Here is a 23,245-nt window from a genome sequence, read left to right on the forward strand (position 1 = left end):
AATAAAATTATGGCACCAATTAGCATTATCATATTGCTCAGGAATGTCTATGCCGCTAAAAGCAAGCATACCTTTGATCCTGTTTTTGCAGCGGGTGAGATCTTTCCATATTCTTTTACGATGCCTGAAAAATACACGGTCAGCTTCCTGTTGTTCATCCGGAATGCGAATACTATGTAGCACTCCTGATTGCAGACGCAGAGCTATGTTACGAGCGTCACGAGGATCTGTTTTCTGCAGCGTGTCTTTCTGAGACTTAGGAATATCAGCAGGATTAACTACCAAACACTCAATGCCTAACTGGGTCAACTGGCGTTGTATCCAAAATCCGAACTTGCCAGCTTCATAAGCAGCTTTATACTTTGCTCCAGGAAAGTGTTGGTTGAGGAAAGCAGCCATAACAGAAGGATTTGGTTTTTGATGAATATTTTTGATAAACATGTCATTTAAATAAATGCCCAGGTTCCAGCTGGCTTTATGAATATCCATGCCGACAAAAATGGTCTGACCTTGGAAATTTGTTTTAATTTTATTCATACTGTTGAGGTTTTTATAATGAAATTAAAAGTTAGTGTAGCGTTTTTAAAATGACTACTTTTTTAACTGCCTCAACAGTTCTTTAAAGGTTACATGGAGTCTTTGCAATTGTGGGGCGGACAGTTATAAACTCAACATTTGTAATTCTATGGGCATTTGTACATATGTTGGGCTAGTGTTTTTCATATGTCCCACCATCGCCAATACGTAAACCGTTTGCAACCCTAACAAGCACTTCATGACAAACAAGGGTGTAGCCTGAAAAATAAATTTGGCATTTCATGGTGATATTTCTGAAATAAAAGCCACATACCTATAAATGCAAAGCTTATGACCATTGCGGAAATCGCATTCGATCTCAAAGACCCGCAGCAGCGTGAGAAAAACTTTGAACACTTATACAAGGAAGTATTTCCTATGGTCGCTGATATAGTAAGTATACAAGGAGGTTCGTTTCATGATGCGAAAGACATTTTTCAGGATGCATTAATAATTTTTTATGAAAAAACTGTAAATGGAGAGTTAGATGTAAAACTTTCAGATGAAGCCTATATCGTAGGGATTGCCAAACATTTGTGGATTAAAAAGTTCAAATCCCATTATAGATTATTATCACTTGACCTTTGGGAAAAAGAAATTAGACTTCCTGAAGATTACTCTGAAATAGAAATAACGAAAACAAACCGGTTACTTCATTTACTGGAAGTTGCAGGAAAGAAATGCATAGAACTGCTTCGCTCTATTTATTACGACAAACTATCTATGAACGAAGTATCGCAGGTACATGGATTTTCAAACCCTCACTCTGCATCGGTACAGAAATACAAGTGTATTGAGAAAATAAAAGTTATTGTAGAACAAAAATCATTAAACTATGAAGATTTCATGGAATGATACTCGTCATATCGAGCGGTATCTGAATAATGAGCTTTCAAAAGAAGAAAAAATACTATTTGAAGCACGACTTGTCCTCGAACCCCATTTTAAATTAAATGTTGGGTTACTAAAACAAATTCGTTCTCTCATCAAACTTTACGGACGCAAGAATATGAAGGTAGAGATTGGAAAAATACATCACAAACTCTTTCAAAATCCGGAGCATGTGATATTTCAGAAACGAATACAACAGCTTTTTAAAGACAATTAAATTATGATTAATTCCAGTATCATTCCGATGGTCATTGATGACAATGGCGGACGGGGAGAGCGTGCTTATGATATTTATAGTCTGCTGTTAAAAGAACGAATTGTTTTCTTAGGCACTCAGATTGAAGCCCAAATGGCCAATGTGATTGTTGCTCAATTACTTTACTTGAATAGTGTGGATAAGAAACAGCCAATTCATCTTTATATTAATAGCCCTGGTGGTCATGTGTATGCAGGTCTTGCCATTCATGACACCATGCAAATGATTGAGGCACCTGTTTATACCTATGCGATCGGTTTTACTGCCAGCATGGGCACGGCTTTACTGTGCATGGGTGAAAAAGGATATCGTTATGCATTGCCACATGCTACTATTCACATGCACCCCACAGGCGGCGGAACACAAGGATATACAGAAGATGTGCGTATTGCAACCCGTGAACAGGAACGATTGCAAACCCAGCTATTTCATTTGATGGGCAGGGGCACCGGACATTCATGGAAAGAGCTAGAAGACTATTTCTTACGGGATCGCTATCTTAATGCGGAAGAAGCAAAATCGTACGGATTAGTGGATGAAATTTTAGGAGATTCAAGTGATGTGGTTCATCTTGATTATTCTGAATTAATTATAAATACTCGTCAACAATTAGAAATTTGACATACTTTGTTGGCATGATTATTTTAATAATAAAACTAATGTTCTACTAGTCTAGTTTTGTTCCTGACCCAACAGATATATAGTTCCGCTAATTGAGAAAAATTGGTTGTCGAAGCTACTTCATGGAAAGAACACAAATGTGATCCCTAAAAAATAAGAGGCGATAATGAATTCTCGACATGGCGGGCCTTGTTAGTTGTGGAGGCCTTTGTTTTAGTTATCGTTTTTAAAGTAATCTAATCAACGAACGCTTTTTTAATTTTTTCTTCTGTTCTTTTCGGTCTTTTTATCTTTGTTCTTTAAACAAAATTGCATGGTTAACCTGCCTATCTTATTTGTTATTATTTATGCGCTCTGCATTGTAGTTTTTTTTCTTATACCAAAACAGGCATTTATCTCTTTAATACAAAGAGACATCGACAAAGATTTTGATGTTGACAATTTGAAAAAGGTTAATCCTTACGCTTTAAACTATTACCGACTTGTGTTACTAGTAGCAGCAATAGTTGCGGCTTTAATCCCATTTATATTAAAGGTAATTTTTTATTAGCCGCCATTTTTGGCTATCAGACACTATAAAAAGGATGGACACAAAGAAAGCCTTAATACTGCTACTAAGGCCTATTGTACCAGAGGGTTAATAAGCAATTTCTATGGATGTACTAAAGTAGGTATTATTTAAACACCACATCGTTATTAAGAGTAATTTATTTCTATAAGAATTGGCAGTCCTTCATGTGTTTGATGGTTATTAAAGAGGACATGAACAACTGCCGGTTATGAAGATTGAACGTGTTCCACTTTTCGCGTTGCAATTGTATTTATTATTCTTAGGGGTATTGCAACCTTCAAAGTCCAACACGAAGAAAAAGTAAGGTTAAGTAGCAGAATACATAAGTCTGTTTTGTAAATCAACGGGCAAAAGCGAAATCGAAGTTAGCGGCTGTTATTGTGGTTGACTTATCAAGGTGCCAAAAAGCCTACGGCATAAACACAGATCCCTCCTCACAAAACCCCTCATTTATTCCGTTTCCTTTTTGGCTCTTTTAGCCGCTCTTCTACTGCTTTCTTTTTTTCCGTTTTTTCTTTTGCAGAGCATTTTTTTACCAACAGATTAAACATAAAAGCAGTATGAAACACACGACACGCCTTTCTTATCTCTTGGTTCTTATCTGGGAAACGGAGTTCGAGCAGGCAATGAAAAACTATTTCACTTTCCCCTAATTCAATCAGTAATTAATATTTATTTATAACCACTTCAACTCCCCTTCAGGAGTTGGGGCAAAATTTACAGCTATGGTACTCGTAGGAAGAACTACAAAAGATGCAGCTGTTAATCAACTAAAAGATGACAAACAGGTAATCAATTTCACTTTGGCTATTAACGATTATTACAAGCCAAGAAACGGCGAAGGAAAAAACAGCGCAAACTATATCAATTGCTCCTATTGGATGAATGCAAAGTTAGCGGAGCGAATTACAAAAGGCACATTGGTTGAAGCAACAGGACGCATTTATGTTAATACTTACATGGGCATTAATGGGGAGCCTAAAGCCTCTTTAAACTGCCATGTAAACAGTATCAAATTGCATAGCACTGCAAAAACTAATAAAACAACAGAATGTGCATTAAACGCTGCCACCATCACTGAACCATTAGAAGACCTACCATTTTAAATTAATCAATTCAAAACAAACCGCAGTTGTATCGCCTGTGGGATATAAATTAAAGCTGGGTAATTAACTATGGTAGATAACATCAATTTCAATGAGCAAACAGGCAAACACAGTTTCTTTTCCGTAAAAGAGAAGTCATGGCATGGATTGGGACAAATAGTTGAAGAATATCCGGATTATACCGTTGAAAAAAGAAAGTTGTTTACTTATGATAACGAAAACAATAATGGCAATCTAGATATAGATATTATTATTCCTGAAATAGAAGTACGGAATTACTTCGTCACAGTAAGAACAGATACCGAGCAGGTATTAGGGTGTGGTAGGCAAAGACCATGAAATAGTACAAAATACAGACGCTTTTGCCTTCTTTGATGCTATTGTGGGGTGGAGAAGGTATTATGTATGAAACCGGCGGAGCTTTGGGAAAAGGAGAACGGATTTTTATTATAATACGGTTCACAAGTAAAGCAAGACCCTATTTTTTGCCTACGTCCGAGGATGATAAAACGGCTGATATACAAAAGGTAAAGTTGGCTGATGAGGATTTAGTTGAAATAACAGGGATTAAACCGGGAATAGACGAAAGAAGTGTTACCGCAGAACTTACAACCGAATACAAAAATGTCACCCCCTTTTCGGTTTTGACACCCATAAATTTCAAGGCGCGTCCCGTCCATAAAGCCTATTTTACTTTATATGACGATGGCTGGAGATTGGAAAAGAAGCGCTAATGTCGGAAGTATGACTGTCTGATTCAAAAGCGTACTCCTGTAAGCTTCCTTCCATTTTCCAAATCATTTAGAAGGACTAATATCCTAAAAAAACCGTCTCCCCTCGAGGGGACGGAAGGGGTGATTTAAAAACATTTACTCGAAGTGGTTAGTCATCATTAGTAAGAGCATTTGACTGGCTAAAATTTTGCCACGTATTGTTCGTAAATCTCATGAATTCTACCTTTATACAGACCGGGATTTTTTGCTGTATGAAGATGAAAATGAGGGGTATGAAAAGCAAAAACACAAATAGTGAGTGGTTCAAAAATTTGATTTTATTAGAAGGTTTTTTAGATTAAAATGTACTCTTTTTAATAGCTATTCCAACTCACGCCTTTCTTCAATTCATTTACTTATCGATAAAAAGGTTGCGGAAATCTCGGCAAGGCATTAATGTGCCTTGTACCGCACATGGGCACATGGCAAGATGTACAAACGTTATACGTTTGAAATCTTGCCCCTTCACTCGGAGCTCGTACGGGGTCACTATAGGACAGAAAAATAATTGTTAACAACATAGTTCACATTATGAAGAAGCCGGAGAATGAGGTGAAAAAGAAAATGGTGGTTATGAGGATGAATCATTCTGAATTGGAACGTTTGGAAAAACTTCAGAAACAAAGTACCGAAAAGTACCTGAGCAATTATTTAAGAAAAGTGGCTTTGCAAAAACCGGTAATAATTAAATATCGTAACCAATCAGCGGACGATTTTCTAAAAGACATGTTAGAACTTAAAAAAGAGCTACATGCAATAGGAAACAATTTTAACCAGGTGGTAAAAAAATTACACTTGCTCGACAAGATACCGGAGTTCCGGGGATGGATACTAGACAACAGGGCTTTGTTTCATGTTATGGTAAAGAAGGTTGACGAAATCAAATTGCGAATGAATCAACTCTATGAACAATGGTTGCAAAAATAACAACACCACACCGCATAAAAGATGCATTGAACTACAACGAGAGTAAGGTTCAAAAAGGACAGGCGGAATGCCTTCTGGCTGCAAACTATTTACAAGAGCCAAAATCTATGAGTTTTTATCAGAAATTGGCCGGTTTTGAGAACCTAAATATGCTAAATGACCGGGCAATAACAAAGACTATTCATGTATCATTAAATTTCGATCCACGTGAAAAGTTGAGTAAAGAGGTGCTTGCTACAATAGCTGCTGATTATATGAGGAGCATCGGTTTTGCCAAGCAGCCTTACCTGGTTTATCAACACCTTGACGCTGGTCACCCTCATATTCACATTGTCAGCACTACCATTCAGGATGACGGCAGACGCATCAGCACCCACAATATTGGAAGAGACCGATCTGAGAAAGCACGTAAAGAAATTGAAAGCTGCTACAATCTGATGAAAGCTTAAAACCAAAAACAAGATTTTGCGCAAATAAAAGCTGTTGATGTATCGAAAGCGCTATATGGAAAATCTGAAACGAAGCACAGCATATCTAATGTTGTCAATACGGTTGTAAATCAATACAAATTCACGTCGCTTCCTGAACTAAATGCTGCGTTGAAACAATTCAATGTAACCGCAGACCGGGCGCAGAAGGAGGGAGGATCCACAAAAATCGTGGTTTGGTTTATCGGATACTTGATGAAAATGGCAATAAAATAGGCGTTCCAATAAAGGCTAGTTCATTAAGTAGCAAGCCGACCCTTAATACCGTTGAAAAAAAATTCACAGCAAATGAAATGATGCGGGAGGTACTCAAACGACAAACAAAAGATATTGTTGAGGCGGTTTTAAAAGGGAATCCTCAACACTTTAAAGATTTTATGGATGAACTTCAAAAGAAGCAGGTGTATACAGTGTTGCGTCAAAATAAGGAGGGACTTATATATGGGATAACATTTGTGGACAACAGGAGCAGATGTGTTTTCAATGGAAGTGATCTAGGTAAGACGTATAGTGCGGCGTCTTTGCAAAGTCGCATGGCAAATAATGGAGGAGGAAGTAATAAAAATATTGCCGGGCAAAAATTATCAGACAGCATGAATTTCAATAGCAGTAGCAGAAACAGTTTAAATGTCGTGCAGAATGAGCAAAAATCCAAAGAAAAAGATTTGCATAATGAGACATTGCTGGAGAAACTCATAACTCCGAAAGAGGACAAAATGTTCGTGCCTTTCCAGCTGCTGCAAAAGAAGAGACATAAGAAGAATAGGAATTTAAGATTATAAACGTTAAAAAAATTAATCGCGATGTCAGCAAATACAGGTGAGAATGAACGGGGGCTTCGAAATGTAATTGAAATGACAAGAATGATCAGCATCGTTATCTTGTTACTACATTTTTATTATTACTGCTATCAAGCGTTCGCAGAAAGGCAGTGGACAACAATTCTAACGGACAGATTGTTATTAAACATAAAAACAGCGGGACTGTTTAATAATTTTCATATTTCAAAAATCATTGCTCTCGGATTTTTGTTTATTTCATTAATTGGAGCGACAGGAAGAAAGGATGAGAAATTAGTTTTTCAACCTATTATTATTCGTTTGTGTGCAGGTCTGCTGCTATATTTTTTTAGCTGCTTCATTTTTAAAATCAGCCTTTCAAATCAAACAATTGCTTTTGCGTACATTGTTACTACGGCCACAGGGTTTGTAATGGTCCTCTCAAATGGTACCATGTTAAGTCGGCTTCTTAGTGTTCGTTTATCCAGGGACATTTTTAATTATGCAAATGAAACATTTCCACAGGAGGAGAGATACCTGAGAAACGACTATTCAATTAACCTTCCGGCAAGATTCGTCTTCCAAAAAAAAGCAGAGGAAAAGTTGGATAAATATTATCAATCCCTTTGATTGTTAGTAATCGGGTGCCCTGGTTCAGGTAAGTCATGGTTTGCAATTCAACATGTAATCAAACAGCATATAGAAAAGGGATTCGCCATGTTTATTTATGATTTCAAATTTGATGACCTGACAAAGATTGCCTATAACGCTCTTGTAAATACTGAGCCCTGAATTGGAAGTGTTGATTAATCCATTTATTACCGCATACCAAAACGATGTGATGGAACAACTTGAAGGGCAGATAGGTACGACAAAAATTGGAATGGCAAGACTTGCCTCACCTCAGTTGTACTGGGTGTTGTCGGGAAGTGATTTTACTCTTGACATAAATGATCCCAAACATCCCAAAATTGTTTGTATGGCTAACAATCCGGAGAAGCAACTGATTTATGGAGCGGTACTATCCCTATACGTCACTCGTCTCACCCGCCAGGTTAATAAGAAAGGCAGGTTAAAATGGAGTCTTGTTTTTGATGAATTTCCGACTATATTCTTCAATCATATTGATTCGCTAATTGCAAATGCAAGAAGTAACAAGGTAGCAACTACTCTAGCCATGCAGGATTTTAGTCAACTCAAGAAAGAGTACGGTAAAGATCAGGCGGATTTAATTATGAATGTGACCGGAAACATTATCAGTGGGCAGGTGATGGGTGAAACGGCAAAGCAACTTTCCGAAAGGTTTGGCAAAATTCTGCAGGAGAGGGAAGGGGTTTCAATCAATCGAATAGATACTTCGGTTAGCCGTTCTACGCAACTTGACTTTGCCATTCCTGCTTCGAAGATTGCTTCACTATCCTCCGGTGAATTTGTAGGAATGGTAGCAGATGATCCGGATAAAAAAATAAGACTAAAAATGTTTCATGCAGAGATTATAAATGACCCAACAAAGCTTGATGAAGAGGCAAGAAAGTACAAGGACTTGCCGGTGGTTTCCAACGTGAGTGAACAACAGGTGATGGATAATTATTTTCAGATTAAGCTGGACGTCACAAAAATTATATCGAAGGGAGTAAGCCAATTAAAGAAGGAGAGGCAAGACGAGGAAAATTTATAGGTCAGGAAATTTTAATAATACTCTTTTTACCGTTGGGATTGTTGACTACTAAGCCATGCAAAATATGGAAGTCATGGTTGGATTAGCAGCTCCTCCAGGAGAAATTTTAATAGCATGATAGCGTTTCAAATACCAGGAAATTCTAAGCTAACCGAGGTAATAATTTGTCCTCAGATGTATAATTAATTCTTCTACATGTTTTGACACCCTGATTTTCGGATTCTCGGGACAAGGCTTACTATTAATAAGAGCTCTTTCCCCTTCTCGTTCATAATCCCGTTTCCATTTGTAATACGTCTCTCTGGAAACACCGAAATACCTGCAAGCTTTTGAAACATTTCCTATCTCTTTTCAATAATTAAGGACTTTTAACTTATAACGAATGTCTGCAATTCCTTTTGTATTCATATAACAAACTTTGATTAACAAGGTAAAAACTAAAAACTGTCAACCAAAGTCTGAATTTTCATAATTTACAAAGGACCGCGCCGCACCTCCGACTCCAAGCCACACAGCCAGCTTTTTCCTGTAGAGTGGTGAAACTCACAGGCTTTCAATTTCTCGGTTCTCCTTTCTTGCTTTCCACCGGCTTCCATCTAAAAAACTTTTTACTAAAACCTGCAGCAGCAGAATGGCGGTGCCTAGTGCTAATATTATTTGTAGCCCATTAAACCCTAATAGATTTAATGCTATAATTTGTGATAATTGTTTCATAACGAGCTTCTATTTGTATCGATGAATACTTGATTTGTCTAATAATTTTCCTTAATCGCATTTACTTCTCACTTCCATCCTCCGCCCAACGACCGGTATAGCTCTACCTTTGCACTTAATTGTTCACGCGTTATTGCAGCTAACTCCAGCTCGCTTTGCAATACATTGCTTTGCGCTGTAATTACTTCGAGGTAGTTTGCCATACCGGTTTGAAATAACATGTTGGCGTTTGATATCGCCTTTTGCAACGTGTTTACACGGCTTGTTGCGATGCTTTTTTCAGTTTGCAGTTTTTCGATTCTTACCAATGCATCTGATACTTCACCAACTGCATTCAGTACTGATTGCCTGAACTCTATAACCGTTTTCTCCCTGTTAACTTTTGCTAATTCGTATGCAGTTGTAAGCTGCTTTTTCTGAAATAGCGGTTGAACTACACCACCTGCAACAACACCAAACAACGAGGCAGGAATGTTGAACCAGTTACTTGCCCTGAATGAATTAAGACCGCCGCCTGCTGTAATAATTAATGATGGATACATATTAGCCTTTGCAATACCAACCTGGGCATTTGCTATGTTTAAAGCGAGTTCATTACTCTTCACATCAGGTCTACGGCTAACCATTTCTGAAGGAACACCGGAGCTCAAACTATCGGCAATATTTACCTGAGCTAGCAAAACATTTCTTTGTATTCTGCCAGGTAATTCGCCTGCTAAAATGCTTAAAGCATTTTCCTGTATGGCAATGTTTTGTTCGAGCTGTGGTACGAGCGATGCTGCCGTTTGTTGTTGTGCTTCGGCTTGCTGAATGGCTAAAGCAGTTACTTGTCCGGCATTGTATTGTAATTTTATAATTCTTAATGTACTGTCATTTAAACCAATGTTTTTCTTTGCAATTGCCAGTTGCGCATCAAGCATCAATAAGCTATAAAAGCCTTGTGATACACTTGCTACAATGTTGGTTTGTATTGCTTTTTTAGCTTCTTCGGTTTGAAGATACCCGGCTAATGCACTTGCTTTCTGGTTTTTTATTTTGCCCCAGATATCTGCTTCCCACGATAAGTTTATGTTAGCAGAATAATCTTCGACATGAGTGGTGCCTAAAAAAGATTTAGCACTTAAACCGTTTAAACTATTATCTGAAGGACGGTTAGAATTTGCTGTCACATGAAGCCTTGCATCAGGCAAATATGCCCATTTGGTTTGTTTCAATAACAACTGGGCAGCTTCAATATTTTTTACAGCCAATTGCATGTCGTAATTTTTAGCAATGGCCTTGTCAATCAGCTTTTGCAATAAAGCATCTGTGAAGAAACGTTTCCATTGTATGTCTGCAATGCTTGTCTTATCTTCTGTAGCTGCGTTTCTAAAGTTTGCCGGCAATTGTGCTGCGGGCTTTTCAACATTTTTTGAAACATTACATGCAGCCAACACTACAAGTATCAGGATAAAAGCTGCACTATTTTTAATTCTGGTCATTTTGTTTTGTTTTAGCCCCAAACTCCTAAAGCGGCTTTTGAGCTGATGATTATTTTGTTACAGTACAACTGTGCGACGCAACGATGATGCTATGAAAACCTGAAGCTGGTACCATAATTCCTTCCCTTTTTTCTTCGGTTTCGTTCAGCTCATTGAGGAATTTTTGGTAGCCAACATTTGTTCATTTTTCACCTCCCGTTGTGTCACTCACTTGTACGGTTTCTTTTTATGGCAGCGTTGGCTTCGATACCATAACTGCTTTTTTTATTCATGTTTCTTACATCTCACATTAAGCCAAAACGGCGTTTTGCTGATGCAATGGTTCTATATGATGTGGCCTGATAATCACCTTTGGCCTTCCGGTTATTTTTTCTTGTAACGATTGAAAAATGATAAAGAGAACCGGGATGATAAAGAGACCTAAGATTACACCTGTTACCATTCCGCCGGCAGCACCAATGCTTATAGAATGGTTACCCTGCGCTGATGGACCAGTTGCTATACTCATCGGGAATAGTCCGAAAACGAAAGCCAGCGAAGTCATGATGATAGGACGTAACCTCAACTTTGCTGCTTCTATCGCCGATTGTACCAGTCCAAGACCTGCTTTGCGTCTTTGAACAGCAAATTCAATAATCAGGATGGCGTTTTTAGCGAGCAAGCCTATTAGCATAATTAAGGCTACCTGTACATAAATGTTGTTTTCGATACCTGTTAAACCTAAGACCACAAACACACCGAAAATACCTGTAGGGATAGAAAAGATAACTGCAAGTGGCAAAAGGTAACTTTCGTATTGGGCAGCCAACAGGAAGTAAACAAACACCAGGCAAAGTATAAACACAATAACTGCCTGTCCACCTGATGAGATTTCCTCCCGTGTCTGACCCGAAAACTCGTATGCATAACCGGATGGTAACTGTTCTTTCGCTGTCTCCTGAATTGCCTTAATAGCATCGCCCGAACTGTAGCCAGGTTTTGGGATGGCATTTACCTGAATAGAGTTGAAAAGGTTATAACGTGACGCTGTTTCTGAGCCATAGACACGGGTTAATTTTACCAGCGTATTTATCGGCACCATGTCACCGGATTTGTTCTTTACAAACACACGGTCAATAGATGCAGGGTCCGTTCTATCAGCAACATCGGCCTGAACAACCACACGGTAATATTTACCAAAACGGTTAAAGTCCGATGCTTGTGCGCTACCAAAATAAGCTTGCATGGTCGCTAAAACATCTTTTACATTTACGCCCAATTGGTTGGCTTTATCATCATTGACCTCTAACTGCAACTGAGGATAATCTGCTTTAAAAGTGGTAAAAGCAAAGGCGATTTCTTTTTTCTGCATCAGCTTGCCGATGAAGTTGTTGGCCACACCGCTGAACTTATCGAGCTTGCCACCGGTTTTATCCTGCAGTACAAGGTCTAGCGCCTCCACGTTACTAAAACCAGGTACAGTTGGAAAGCTGAAGACGAAAAATGTCCCGCCATTTACTGCTGCTAACTGTCCACGTATGATGTTTTGTATGGCATTGATGTCCTTTACTTCACCCCTGTCTTTATTTGGTTTTAACAGTACAAAAACTACCGCTGCTGAAGGACTGTTTGAAGACGTCAATAAGTTAAAACCTGATATCGCTGTAACAAATCTTGCTGATGGCAAAGCCCTTAGTTTTTCTTCGGCCTGGTTAAGGATTTTTGTAGTTCCGTCAAGTGATGTTCCTGACGGTGTTGAAACAGAGATAGCAACAAATCCCTGGTCTTCTGTTGGAATGAAACCTGACTTGGTAGTGTTTACAAGGTAAACGGTAATCAAAGTAACCAGCGCAAGTCCACCCATGCTAATCCATTTGTGACGGATAAGAAATTTTACTCCGCCTACATAACGGTTGGTAACGGTATTAAAGCTGCTATTAAAACCATCGAAGAATTTTTGTTTGAAGCTTCTCTTTTTGATGATAGCACCATCTTCGCCAGCTACATGTTTATCTTTCAAAAACAAGGCAGCCAAAGCCGGACTTAGCGTTAAAGCGTTCACCGCTGATATTACAATAGCTATTGCCATCGTAAAGGCAAACTGCCTGTAAAATATACCAGTTGAACCACTCATAAAACCGACAGGCAGAAACACTGCCGCCATCACCAAGGTGATAGAAATAATAGCACCTGTAATTTCATGCATTGCTTCGGTGGTAGCTGCTTTTGCAGGAAGATGCTTCGTTTCCATTTTGGCATGGACGGCCTCTACCACCACAATAGCGTCATCTACTACAATACCAATTGCCAATACCAATGCAAACATGGTAAGCAGGTTGATGGAAAAACCAAAAAGGCTCATGAAAAAGAACGTTCCTAAAATCGCAACAGGAACTGCTATTGCCGGAATTAGTGTTGACCTAAAATCCTGTAAGAAGATAAACACTACAATAAATACCAGGGCAAAGGCCTCAAGCAATGTGTGCTGAACCTGGGAGATGGATTCATCAAGGGCAGTTTTGGTTCGATAAAAATTGTCGTACTTAATTCCTGCAGGAAAATCTTTTGATGCTTTTTCCATCAGCTTATCAATAGCTACCTGAATCTCGTTTGCGTTTGAACCCGCTAATTGAATGACACCAATACCAATACCGTCTTTGCCATTTAAATGTGTTGCACTCGTATATGAATACGCTCCCAATTCAACACGGGCCACATCTTTTAAGTGTAAAACAGAACCATCTGCATTTGCACGGATAGCAATGTTTTCATACTCCTCCGGTTTCGTCAGCTTGCCTTTGTATTTAATCACGTATTCAAACACCTCACTGCTATGTTCGCCTAATTTGCCGGGAGCTGCTTCAAGGTTTTTGTCCTGTATTGCTGCCATCACTTCAGCCGGAGTAATTTTGTAAATCGCCATCTGACTTGTGTTAAGCCAAACACGCATGGAATAATCTTTCACTCCACCAAATATGGTTGCAGAGCCTACGCCGGGAATACGTTTTATCTCTGGAATAATATTAATCTGTGCATAGTTGGCAACAAACGTCTGGTCATATTTTTTGGAATCCTCTGTGTAAATACCAATCGCTTCTATGAAACTGTTTTGTTGTTTGGTAGTGGTTATACCTTGTTGCACCACTTCTGCCGGTAATTGGCTAGTAGCCTGTGTTACACGGTTTTGCACGTTTACTGCCGCCTGGTCAGGACTAGTGCCTTGCTTAAAGAAAACGGTGATAGCCAATGAACCATCGTTGCTGGCGGTAGAGCTGATGTAACTCATATCTTCCACACCGTTGATGCTTTCCTCAAGCGAAGGAGCAACGGAACGCAAAACGGTCTCAGCGTTTGCGCCCGGGTAAACAGCCCTGACTAAAACTGCAGGCGGAGCAATATCAGGAAACTGCTGCAGGGGTAAGCGGACTAATCCCAGCACGCCTAATATGACTAATAAAATCGAAATGACTGTAGCCAATACAGGCCTTTCTATAAATCTTTTAAACATAGTAATGAATTGAAGTTGAAATTGTCTGAACCTGGCTTTATAGGATTGAAGGATTTTTTGGAAATGGAGATTATTGAATATTTCTTTTCTTTCGTTCTAGTAAACCTGTTTTTTCGAAGTCAGCAGAAGTTTTCTAATTAAGCTCCGGTTGTGTCACTCACTTGTACTGTATCTTTTCATGGCTGCTTTTCTCGCCTTCTCTTTTGTCTGAACTGGGATTTATGGGATTATTGGGAAATGAGCTCCCCTACCCGTCATTGCGAGGAGGAGGAACGACAACGAAGCAATCTGCTCTAAAATAACAGCAGGTTCTGATACAATCATCAGATTGCTTCGTCGTACCTCCTCGCAATGACGATACAAGTGCAACCGTACAAGTGAGTGACACAACGATGTTGAACAGTGTTGTTTAGCTCACTACCAAATCAAAGTTTTTGAGGTGTTTTTACGATTTAGCCGGCTTTCCCGCCATCGTGACTTCTGCCGTATTTTTTGCTTTTTCCGGTTTTACAATAAGGCCTTCAGTCAGGTGGTCGAGGCCACTGAAGACAATTCGGTCTCCTGGTTTTACGCCATCTTTTACGATGTAGTCGGTTCCACTTTTTCCAACGATATTGAGGGCCTGTTTGCTTACCTTATTGCTGTCGCCGACAGCGTAAACAAATACTTTATCCTGCACCTCAATAGTAGCAGTTTGCGGTATCAATAAGGCATCGGTATGTTGCTGCTGCAACCTGATTTTACCGGTATTGCCAGAGCGTAAAAGGCTTTGAGCATTGGGGAACACAGCACGAAGGGTGATAGCTCCGGTGTTCTTGTCGAACCTACCGTCAACCATATCAATTCTTCCCTTTTGAGGGTAGAGGGTGTTGTCAGCCAAAAGGAGTGAAACCGGCGGTAGTTTCTTCAATTTATCGTTCAGCGTATTTCCCTGGTATTGAGATTTAAAACGAATAAAATCACTTTCGCCGAGAGAGAAATAGGCATAGACTTCATGGACGTCAGAAAGCTGGGTAAGCGGTTCTGGGTCAGTCGGTGAAACGAGGCTCCCACGTTTTTTAGGAAGCCGTCCGATAAAACCACTAACTGGCGCTTTTACAAGCGTATAACCCAGATTAATTTTTGCGGAAGAAACAACTGCTTTTGCCTGTACAGCATTGGCTACGGCAATTTTGCGTGCTGCCTGGGCAACCTTTAACTGGTAGTCAGAAACCACTTTGTTTTGTACCAAAGGAGTCAACTTATCAATTTCTAACTGCGCATTTGTAATCGCTGCTTCAGCAGCCTGAAGACTTGCAGATGCATTGTTTAATTGCGCATTATAAGTTTGCGCATTGATTTTAAAAAGGGGTTGTCCGGCGATTACATACTGTCCTTCATCCACCAAAACTTTTTCGAGAAATCCTTCTGCCTGCGGCCTAATTTCTACGTCAACTTTTCCTTGTAGTGATGCGGTATAATCTTGCTCGGTCACAGCAGATGCGGTGGCGACGGTAATAACTTCTGCTGAAGGAGCTTCAGCAACCGGAGTAGCAGGTTGTGGTTGTGAACATCCGACGATAAGGATGATTGCACTTAATAGAATACTAATACTTTTCATAATTAAATCATTTAACAGCGTTAAGCTAGTTGGTCAAAAAAAACGGTTTTTCAAACCGGCAAAAGCAACCGTACAAAAAACAGCGGTACAACATTAACAGCACTAAGTAATTTAACGGCGTTAACCTTTCGAAAAAAAAAAAGGGTTATGCAGTAATAGCCCTTATAATACCATCAATAGCGTCTTTTAGAACTTGTTTATTCATCTCGTCTGACGTACCACGGTTAACCAGGTTGATAGAAACAAGACCATGTACTACAGACCAAAATGTATAATATCTCCTGCATACTTCGTCTTCAGATAGCTCTTTTCCAGGCATTAGTTTTCTGATAGCGTCCGTAATTAATTTTCCTGGCGCCTCAGCTTCAGGTGTTTTTTGCATTGAACAACAGTTCATCTGAACGCCGAACATCAACTGGTACAATTCCTTTTTCTTAAAAGCGAAATTCCAATAAGCCATCCACATCGCCTCCAGCTGTTGGGCCGGATGCTCGTGTTTGTTTTTCGCTTCTTCCATTTCCTTTGCTAAATAGAGATATCCTTTCTTATTAAGTTCTGCTAATATTGCTTCTTTGTTAGAAAAATATTCATAAATAATCGGCGCAGTATATTCAATCTCGTCGGCAATCTTCCGCATGCTCAACGCCTGCCATCCTTCTTCTTTCACGATCTTATAAGCTGCCTCCAAAATTTTCATTTTGGTATCTTCTTTTAATCGTTGAATTCTTTCTTTACTTGCCATTGCGTTTTTCCTTTACACACATAAATCGTTTAACACTGTTAAGTAAAGGTAAGAACGTTTAAAATTAATATCCAAATTTTTTTTGAAAAAAATTTAAAATAATCCTTCCTGCTCAATATTGCGATTAGCATGATAGTAGAGGTCTTCTATAGGAGCTTTATATCGGAAGCGGGCATTAAGTAATCCTCTTTCTATTCGTCTGTTTTGCCTGTCATCCCATTCTGCTTCTACCATGTTTGCTATCAGTTCATCAGGTATAGTTTTGTATCTGATTAGTTTCCAGGCTGGCCTTAAAGGCTCTGAACATGCCGAAGAACTTCATCTTTCGCATTTTGTCGAGCGTGTTTGTGTTCATGTTGTTTATTGTTTGATTATTGATAATATTGTTGACCTCGTATGTTATCATAGGTAGGCATCAGCATGTTGTCTTCACTGTTTTCTTCATCGTAGAGGTCCATACCTTTTTATAAAATAGTTTGTATGTTTTGTAGTTGTAGATGCGATCAGCCCAATGCTCTTTTGCATGCAGGAATCAAGCGGTAGTTACTTGCTTTTCGTCCACAGCTTAATATACCTGTGCACGATTTATAAGCTTGTTCGGGTTGCTGTTTTCGGTCAAGTATTTTGACTATGTAAAGGTTTACGTCATCATTAATGGATTCTGCTCATTCAATAAAAACGTTCAGGTGTCCATTCGGTAACAAAGCGATGGGTAGAGGCAAGACGTTCCTTATCCGTAGTATAGGTGTATGGACTTTTGGTGCGTTTATGTAACGCAAATGGGCTCATAATGAAGAAGACTTGAACATTACACTGCCTGATGAATGAGTTGTTAAATTGGATTTATTTAATGTCCCACCTTTAGCAACACTGAAGAAAACCATTGCCCCTGCCAATCCGTTTTCTTCCGCATGCAAAACTTTCCACTGCAAGCAGCTTCTAAAGTTGTTTCCCTGGCTTACCCTTTTTGGTTATTACCTAGAAGTAAAACGCCAATTATAAGTGTAGCAAAAAGCCAGTCGTTTCAAACAATGAGCTGTTTTCTCATTACTGTATACATTTTTACAACCGCTAGTTTATCTCGGCTACAGGTTGTTTTTAACCAAACGGACATATATTAGTTACGAGAAAAAAAAGATTCTAAATATAAGTCTATAAATTTGGTGGACTAATATTTTAACTTACATTTGTAATGAAATCATTAACTAATTCGATTGGATTGGCCATAGGAAACAATGTTAACGTTCTAACTTTAATATCATGAACATTTTAACTACAAACGGTCTTTTAACGTCATTTAGTTACAACACGAACGTACGTGTTTCACGCTCCGCTTGCTGCAACTCTATGGGTTGTTGTTGCTAATCTTTTCCACTCAAATCCGTTTTGCCCCAACGGCATTTTCTATTTCTTAATTTATTTCTGATTACTTGCAGTAACTGTATAAACTTAAGTTTACCGGGAGGTAGCTAATGTACTGGTACGTTTAATTAAACAATTAACAGGATAGTTAGTGAAATACGTTCCTCTTAAAATTTATAAATGAAACAGCTATTTATAACCCCAACAGCTAATCGCCCCAGTTCAATTAATGTATGGTGTCAATTAAGACTTTAAAAATCGCTAAAATAAAGGGGAGCTTTTTAGTTGCAGCTAAAAAGTATTCTCCAGCAATTCATACATAAAAGGTCAGAACTGTTTGCAGCAGTTCTGACCAGGAAAAACAAGACCTGGCGTGGGAACCAGCATACAGTAAAACACTGTATAGGCATCTTATTTTTTAAACCTAAAACAAATATAATGAAAAAGCATTTACTCCTATGGGTATGGCTTATAGTACTATCTCCTGTTGTTATTTACGCTCAATCCGTTAAACCTACTATCAATTCAACTCTTTCAGGGAAAGTTATAGATGATAAAACGAAGGCAGCCTTGCCTGGAGCAGTTGTTCATATCAAAGGCACTACACATGAAGTGGTAACCGATGAAAATGGTGAATTTGATTTCATTACTGGGCAAAAATTACCTTATACACTTGCAATTAGCTATGTTGGTTATAAATCAGGCGAATTTATAGCACACAAAAATTACGTAGAAGTATCGCTACATGCAACAACTAACCAACTAGATGAAGTGGTAATTGTTGGTTATGGAACGCAAAGAAAAAGTGATATAACAGGTTCTGTAGGAACAGTTTCTAAAAATCTTTTAAATCAACCCGCAGCTTCTTTCGATAATTTATTACAAGGTGCAGTTCCCGGGGTGGCCGTAACACAAAGCTCTTCGCAACCCGGAAGCACGGCTACAATAAGGGTGAGAGGAGGAAACTCTATCAGTTTCGGTAATGACCCTTTATATGTTATAGACGGTTTTATCATTTATAATAACAATAGCTATGCAAATACTGGTGCTTCCAATGGGGTAGGAGTGAATGCATTATCAACTATTAGCCCCAGCGACATAGAGTCGATAGAAATTTTAAAAGATGCATCAGCAACTGCAATTTATGGTTCCCGCGGTGCAAATGGAGTGGTTATAATCACGACAAGAAGAGGCAAAAAAAGTGGTACTGAAATTAATTACAGCACTTATTTCGGAACGCAGAAAATCAAGAAGAAACTTGGACTGCTTAATGCCTCTCAATGGGCTTCTCTTGTAAATGATATCAATGTTAGTGATAACAAGCCTATCATCTTTTCAGACTCTGCCATAGCAGCTCTCGGTGTTGGCTCAGATTGGCAAAGTGCCGCTGTTAAAGATGCGTCCATTCAAAACCATGAACTATCCTTCTCCGGTGGCGATGACAAGTCAAGATTTTTAATTTCAGGCAATTATTATAACCAGGGTGGAAATGTGGTAAATACTGGTTTTAAGAGATATTCCGCAAGAATAAACTATGAAAGAAATATCTCCGAAAGATTTAAAATTGCTACTAATGTTTTTGGCAGTCAATCAGTAGAAGACAAGCTTTTTGGTAATGCTTATAACAGTATCAATTTTCAAAGCACTTCATTTTCAAACCTGTTGCAGTTATCTCCTGTTCCTAAAATTTACAATGAAGATGGAACGTATAATACGTCAAGCCCTTATACTGCAACCCCTACAAATCTTTTGCAGGACATTACAAAAACTACAAATCGTAGTTATTTAACGAGAGTATTAGCAAATGCATCGCTCGAATACAAAATAATAAAAGATATAACACTTAAAGTAACGAGTGGTGCTGACTTGCTTAATACAAAGCAAAATTACTATTCACCTTCTTTTGCCGGTTCTCCTGCTGGTAGTTCTACAGGTTATTCTACACAAGGTTATGCTTCTGTCGGTACTGCAAACGTTACCACCTGGATTAACGAAAACACGCTAACCTATGACCATGTTTTTCAAAGCAAACATTTTGTAAATGTTTTGGCAGGGTACACGACGCAGCATCAAAAAGATGAGACTGCTGTTGCTTCGGCTCAGAAATTTCCTAATGACCTTACGACATTCAATAACCTGAATTTCGCAAGTACGCCTGTGCTTTCTACATCAGACGCCCGTGAGTCTTCTATTAATTCGTTTTTAGCAAGGGTAAATTATTCTTACCTGCATAGATATAACGTTACTTTATCTGCCCGTGCTGATGGCTCATCAAGACTAGGTGCTAACAATAAATGGGGATATTTTCCTTCTATCGGTTTATCGTGGAATGCAAGCCAGGAGGATTTCTTTAGTAATATAAAAGGAACGTTTAGTAATTTGAAAGTGAGGTTATCTGCAGGAAGAACAGGGAACTCTGAGGTTCCGCCTTATAGTTCATGGGCAGCGCTTACACCCACTAATTATTACTTCAGCAGCACGTTGGTTACTGGCATTGCACCCGTTCAGATCGCCAATCCTAATCTAAAATGGGAAACAACAACACAATATAATGCGGGCGCAGATGTAGGATTTTTTAATAATAGGGTAAACGTGTCTTTTGATGCTTACTATAAAAAAACAAGTGACCTTTTATTGAATGTGCCCTTCCCTTTATATTCAGGATATGCAAGTTCGCTTCAAAACGTTGGAAGTGTCGAAAACAAAGGCATTGAATTCAGCATTAGTTCAGACAATATAAGAAGTCGTGACCTTACCTGGAAATCGACCTTGGTTTTTGCCGCTAACCGGAACAAAATTCTGAGCCTTGGAAAAGGTACAGAATATTATTTTCCAATTGCGCCGACCGGGTATGTGTCGCCAGTAATCGTAAAGGTTGGACTACCTGTGGGAACTTTTTGGGGGTATAATACGGATGGCTTGTTAACTGCCGAAGATGTTTCAAAAGGTACACCTGTTTTAGCAGGAGTGCCACAGCAGCAGGGAGATAGGAAATATATTGATACAAACGGGGACGGAGTGGTGAATACAGCCGATAAGCACAACCTTGGAAGTGCACAGCCTAAGTTCACCTTTGGCTTCTCCAACTCAGTAAACTATAAAAACTTCGATTTATCCTTTTTCTTCCAGGGTTCTTATGGTAATAAGATATTCAACTTTTTACAACAAAAACTTGAATTACCCACTTTATCCTTAAATGCGTCTTCAACCTTACTCGACAGGTGGAGCCTAAGCAATCCTAACGGCAAGGTTCCAAGAGCTACCAACGCGCCTGTGTCACAGGTTACAGACCGATATATTGAAGATGGTTCTTACCTAAAGTTGAAGAACATTTCTTTAGGCTATAGCTTTTCAAAAGGTCTTATTGAGAAAATTCATGCTAAACAACTCCGCCTATATGTATCAGCACAAAACTTGGTAACCCTAACCAAATACACAGGTTACGACCCAGAGGTCAACTTCTTCGATACCGATAATACTAAACAAGGAATTGACTATGGCGCTTATCCAAGTACAAAAACATTTCTCGCTGGTCTGAACATTACGTTTTAATCGTGAAAAGTCAAAAGTCGAAATTAAAAAGTAAAAAACAGCTATTATTCACGGTTCACCATTCACCATTTACTACTCACACAACTCACTTTAAAACAATGAAAAAGTTATCAATATTATTTGCATTAGGAGCGGCGGCATCTTTGTCGTGCAATAAACTGGTTGAACAACCGAATTCAATCATTACCAATTCTCAATTTTATAAAACACAGTCTGATGCAATTGCAGCAGTCAACGCGGTATATAGCACGCTAAATTCAGACCCTGCCGGAGACTTTCCTATGTATGGCAGAAATCTAAATTTGCTTACCGGTAACGGCAGTGATGACCAAATATTTAGTCAATCAAACACCAACCCTGACGTAAGGGCGCTTGGAACCGCAACTTATGTACCTGCAAACGACCGTATAAAGAAAAACTGGCAACAGCATTATTTTGGGATTAGCCGCGCAAACGTAGCTATAGACAATATCCCCAATATTGCTTTCGATACCACTTCGCGCTCGCGTCTTGTTAGAGAAGCAAAGTTTATAAGAGCATTATTGTATTTTAACGTAGTTCGTTTTTGGGGTGATGCTCCACTTATTTTACACGACCCGGCAAGCATTGATGTTGATGCATTGAAAGTGAAACGATCACTTAAGGATAGCGTATACGCACAAATTATTGCTGACCTTACTGATGCTACAAACCTTCCTAAAACTTATGGCGCTTGGGATAAAGGAAGAGCAACAAGCGGGGCAGCCCATGCTTTATTAGCTAAGGTATATGTTAACCGCAAAGAGTGGGATAAGGCTTTGGCAGAATTAAATACAGTAATTAACGGAGGCTATGGATATGACCTTTTTCCAAACTATAAAGATGCCTTTCAAAAAGCGACAAAAAATGGAATTGAACATATTTTTTCCGTGCAATTTGAAACTGCCCTTGGTGCAAAGAACAGTACACAAAATTTGAGCACTGGAAATTTCGGTTCTTTTAATCCTTCTGTATATCCTGGTGACCTACCTGCAGACAGCACCCTTTACCTGATGTACTCAACTGATGATACAAGGAGAGATGTTACATTTTTTACCAGCCAATACAACGCTGCTACAGGTCAAACCGTAGATTTTGGTGCACCTCGTCTAGCAAAATTTATCGATTATTCTTTATCACTGCTTACCAATCAATCTCAAAGCGGGATAAACTTTCCCGTCATTCGTTATGCAGATATTTTGTTGCTACAGGCAGAAGTCTTAAATGAATTAAATGGTGGCCCAACAGCCGAAGCGTATACAGCAATAAACCGGGTACGAGCAAGAGCCCATGTTCCTGACCTTACCACAGGACTTAGTCAAGCTGATTTTCGCGACTCTGTTTTTGTGGAAAGAAGGAAAGAATTCATCCAGGAAGGAATGCGTTGGTTCGACCTGTCAAGGCGTGGCGGTACTTATCTCTATGATGCACTTAAAAAGTTTCCTGCAAAAACAGGCGCTGCAGTCAAGGATACTTTGTTTCCTATTCCTCAGGCTGAAATTGATTTGAATCCTTTGCTTAGCCAAAATCCGGGATGGTAGTCTGAACTGGGATAATTGTCTAAACTGGGATAATTGGGATACCGGGAAATTATGGGATAAGATTGATGATAAGATATCCATA

General features: G+C 39.0%; 21 protein-coding genes. 13 read left to right on the forward strand and 8 right to left on the reverse strand.

The window, feature by feature from the left end:
- On the reverse strand, positions 1–537 hold a 537-nt coding region (locus tag B154_RS0113060), incomplete at its 3' end, for an IS110 family transposase (RefSeq protein WP_018614705.1).
- 330 nt (positions 538–867) lie between these two features.
- Here B154_RS0113060 and B154_RS0113065 point away from each other — a divergent pair.
- From B154_RS0113065 to B154_RS33370, 11 genes are all read left to right on the forward strand, one after another.
- Positions 868–1,431 carry an RNA polymerase sigma factor gene (locus tag B154_RS0113065; protein ID WP_018614706.1) on the forward strand — a complete coding sequence of 188 codons (564 nt, stop codon included), beginning with the start codon at positions 868–870 and terminating at the stop codon, positions 1,429–1,431.
- Complete coding sequence (locus B154_RS0113070; protein ID WP_018614707.1) at positions 1,412–1,684, forward strand: hypothetical protein; 273 nt, start codon at positions 1,412–1,414, stop codon at positions 1,682–1,684. The genes B154_RS0113065 and B154_RS0113070 overlap by 20 nt, the downstream gene beginning before the upstream one ends.
- A gap of 3 nt (positions 1,685–1,687) precedes the next feature.
- Positions 1,688–2,344, forward strand: a complete 657-nt coding sequence (locus B154_RS0113075; protein ID WP_018614708.1) for a ClpP family protease — start codon at positions 1,688–1,690, stop codon at positions 2,342–2,344.
- A gap of 1,296 nt (positions 2,345–3,640) precedes the next feature.
- Positions 3,641–4,021 (forward strand): single-stranded DNA-binding protein, encoded by a 381-nt coding sequence (locus tag B154_RS0113090; protein ID WP_018614711.1) that lies wholly within the window; start codon positions 3,641–3,643, stop codon positions 4,019–4,021.
- A 69-nt stretch (positions 4,022–4,090) separates the two neighbouring features.
- Entirely contained in the window at positions 4,091–4,360 is a 270-nt protein-coding gene (locus tag B154_RS30125; protein WP_026260172.1) for a DUF932 domain-containing protein, read from the forward strand.
- Positions 4,361–4,383: 23 nt separating this feature from the next.
- Positions 4,384–4,755 (forward strand): hypothetical protein, encoded by a 372-nt coding sequence (locus B154_RS33075; protein WP_211217493.1) that lies wholly within the window; start codon positions 4,384–4,386, stop codon positions 4,753–4,755.
- Positions 4,756–5,325: 570 nt separating this feature from the next.
- Positions 5,326–5,721: a plasmid mobilization protein gene (locus B154_RS0113105; RefSeq protein ID WP_018614713.1), complete on the forward strand. Its 396-nt coding sequence runs from the start codon at positions 5,326–5,328 to the stop codon at positions 5,719–5,721.
- Positions 5,706–6,170: a relaxase/mobilization nuclease domain-containing protein gene (locus tag B154_RS31835; RefSeq protein ID WP_051084306.1), complete on the forward strand. Its 465-nt coding sequence runs from the start codon at positions 5,706–5,708 to the stop codon at positions 6,168–6,170. Before B154_RS0113105 ends, B154_RS31835 begins: the two co-directional genes overlap by 16 nt.
- 215 nt (positions 6,171–6,385) lie before the next feature.
- On the forward strand, positions 6,386–6,991 hold the full coding sequence (locus B154_RS31840; protein ID WP_051084307.1) for a hypothetical protein: 606 nt from the start codon (positions 6,386–6,388) through the stop codon (positions 6,989–6,991).
- 21 nt (positions 6,992–7,012) lie between these two features.
- Complete coding sequence (locus tag B154_RS33365; protein WP_245542596.1) at positions 7,013–7,618, forward strand: YWFCY domain-containing protein; 606 nt, start codon at positions 7,013–7,015, stop codon at positions 7,616–7,618.
- Between the two features lie 211 nt (positions 7,619–7,829).
- A complete protein-coding gene (locus B154_RS33370) occupies positions 7,830–8,666 on the forward strand; it encodes a type IV secretory system conjugative DNA transfer family protein (protein WP_245542597.1) in 837 nt (278 codons plus the stop codon).
- Between the two features lie 147 nt (positions 8,667–8,813).
- Here the strand turns inward: B154_RS33370 and B154_RS33875 are convergent, their stop codons facing one another.
- The 7 genes from B154_RS33875 to B154_RS33080 form a co-directional block, all read right to left on the reverse strand.
- Positions 8,814–9,011: a helix-turn-helix domain-containing protein gene (locus tag B154_RS33875; protein ID WP_157580735.1), complete on the reverse strand. Its 198-nt coding sequence runs from the start codon at positions 9,009–9,011 to the stop codon at positions 8,814–8,816.
- Between the two features lie 198 nt (positions 9,012–9,209).
- Positions 9,210–9,380 (reverse strand): hypothetical protein, encoded by a 171-nt coding sequence (locus B154_RS32365; RefSeq protein ID WP_018614716.1) that lies wholly within the window; start codon positions 9,378–9,380, stop codon positions 9,210–9,212.
- A gap of 68 nt (positions 9,381–9,448) precedes the next feature.
- Positions 9,449–10,861: an efflux transporter outer membrane subunit gene (locus tag B154_RS0113130; protein WP_018614717.1), complete on the reverse strand. Its 1,413-nt coding sequence runs from the start codon at positions 10,859–10,861 to the stop codon at positions 9,449–9,451.
- 289 nt (positions 10,862–11,150) lie between these two features.
- Positions 11,151–14,348, reverse strand: coding sequence for an efflux RND transporter permease subunit (locus tag B154_RS0113135; RefSeq protein ID WP_018614718.1), 3,198 nt, complete (start codon positions 14,346–14,348; stop codon positions 11,151–11,153).
- 445 nt (positions 14,349–14,793) lie between these two features.
- On the reverse strand, positions 14,794–15,948 hold the full coding sequence (locus B154_RS0113140; protein ID WP_018614719.1) for an efflux RND transporter periplasmic adaptor subunit: 1,155 nt from the start codon (positions 15,946–15,948) through the stop codon (positions 14,794–14,796).
- Positions 15,949–16,093: 145 nt separating this feature from the next.
- Entirely contained in the window at positions 16,094–16,690 is a 597-nt protein-coding gene (locus B154_RS0113145; protein ID WP_018614720.1) for a TetR/AcrR family transcriptional regulator, read from the reverse strand.
- A 93-nt stretch (positions 16,691–16,783) separates the two neighbouring features.
- Complete coding sequence (locus tag B154_RS33080) at positions 16,784–16,924, reverse strand: hypothetical protein (RefSeq protein WP_018614721.1); 141 nt, start codon at positions 16,922–16,924, stop codon at positions 16,784–16,786.
- Between the two features lie 1,566 nt (positions 16,925–18,490).
- Here B154_RS33080 and B154_RS0113165 point away from each other — a divergent pair.
- Together B154_RS0113165 and B154_RS0113170 are read left to right on the forward strand one after the other, a co-directional pair.
- Complete coding sequence (locus B154_RS0113165) at positions 18,491–21,604, forward strand: SusC/RagA family TonB-linked outer membrane protein (protein ID WP_026260173.1); 3,114 nt, start codon at positions 18,491–18,493, stop codon at positions 21,602–21,604.
- Positions 21,605–21,702: 98 nt separating this feature from the next.
- Positions 21,703–23,163 carry a RagB/SusD family nutrient uptake outer membrane protein gene (locus B154_RS0113170; protein WP_018614725.1) on the forward strand — a complete coding sequence of 487 codons (1,461 nt, stop codon included), beginning with the start codon at positions 21,703–21,705 and terminating at the stop codon, positions 23,161–23,163.
- The last annotated feature ends 82 nt before the right edge of the window (positions 23,164–23,245 follow it).

The organism is Segetibacter koreensis DSM 18137 (genome assembly GCF_000374045.1).
Classification (GTDB): Bacteria; Bacteroidota; Bacteroidia; order Chitinophagales; family Chitinophagaceae; genus Segetibacter; species Segetibacter koreensis.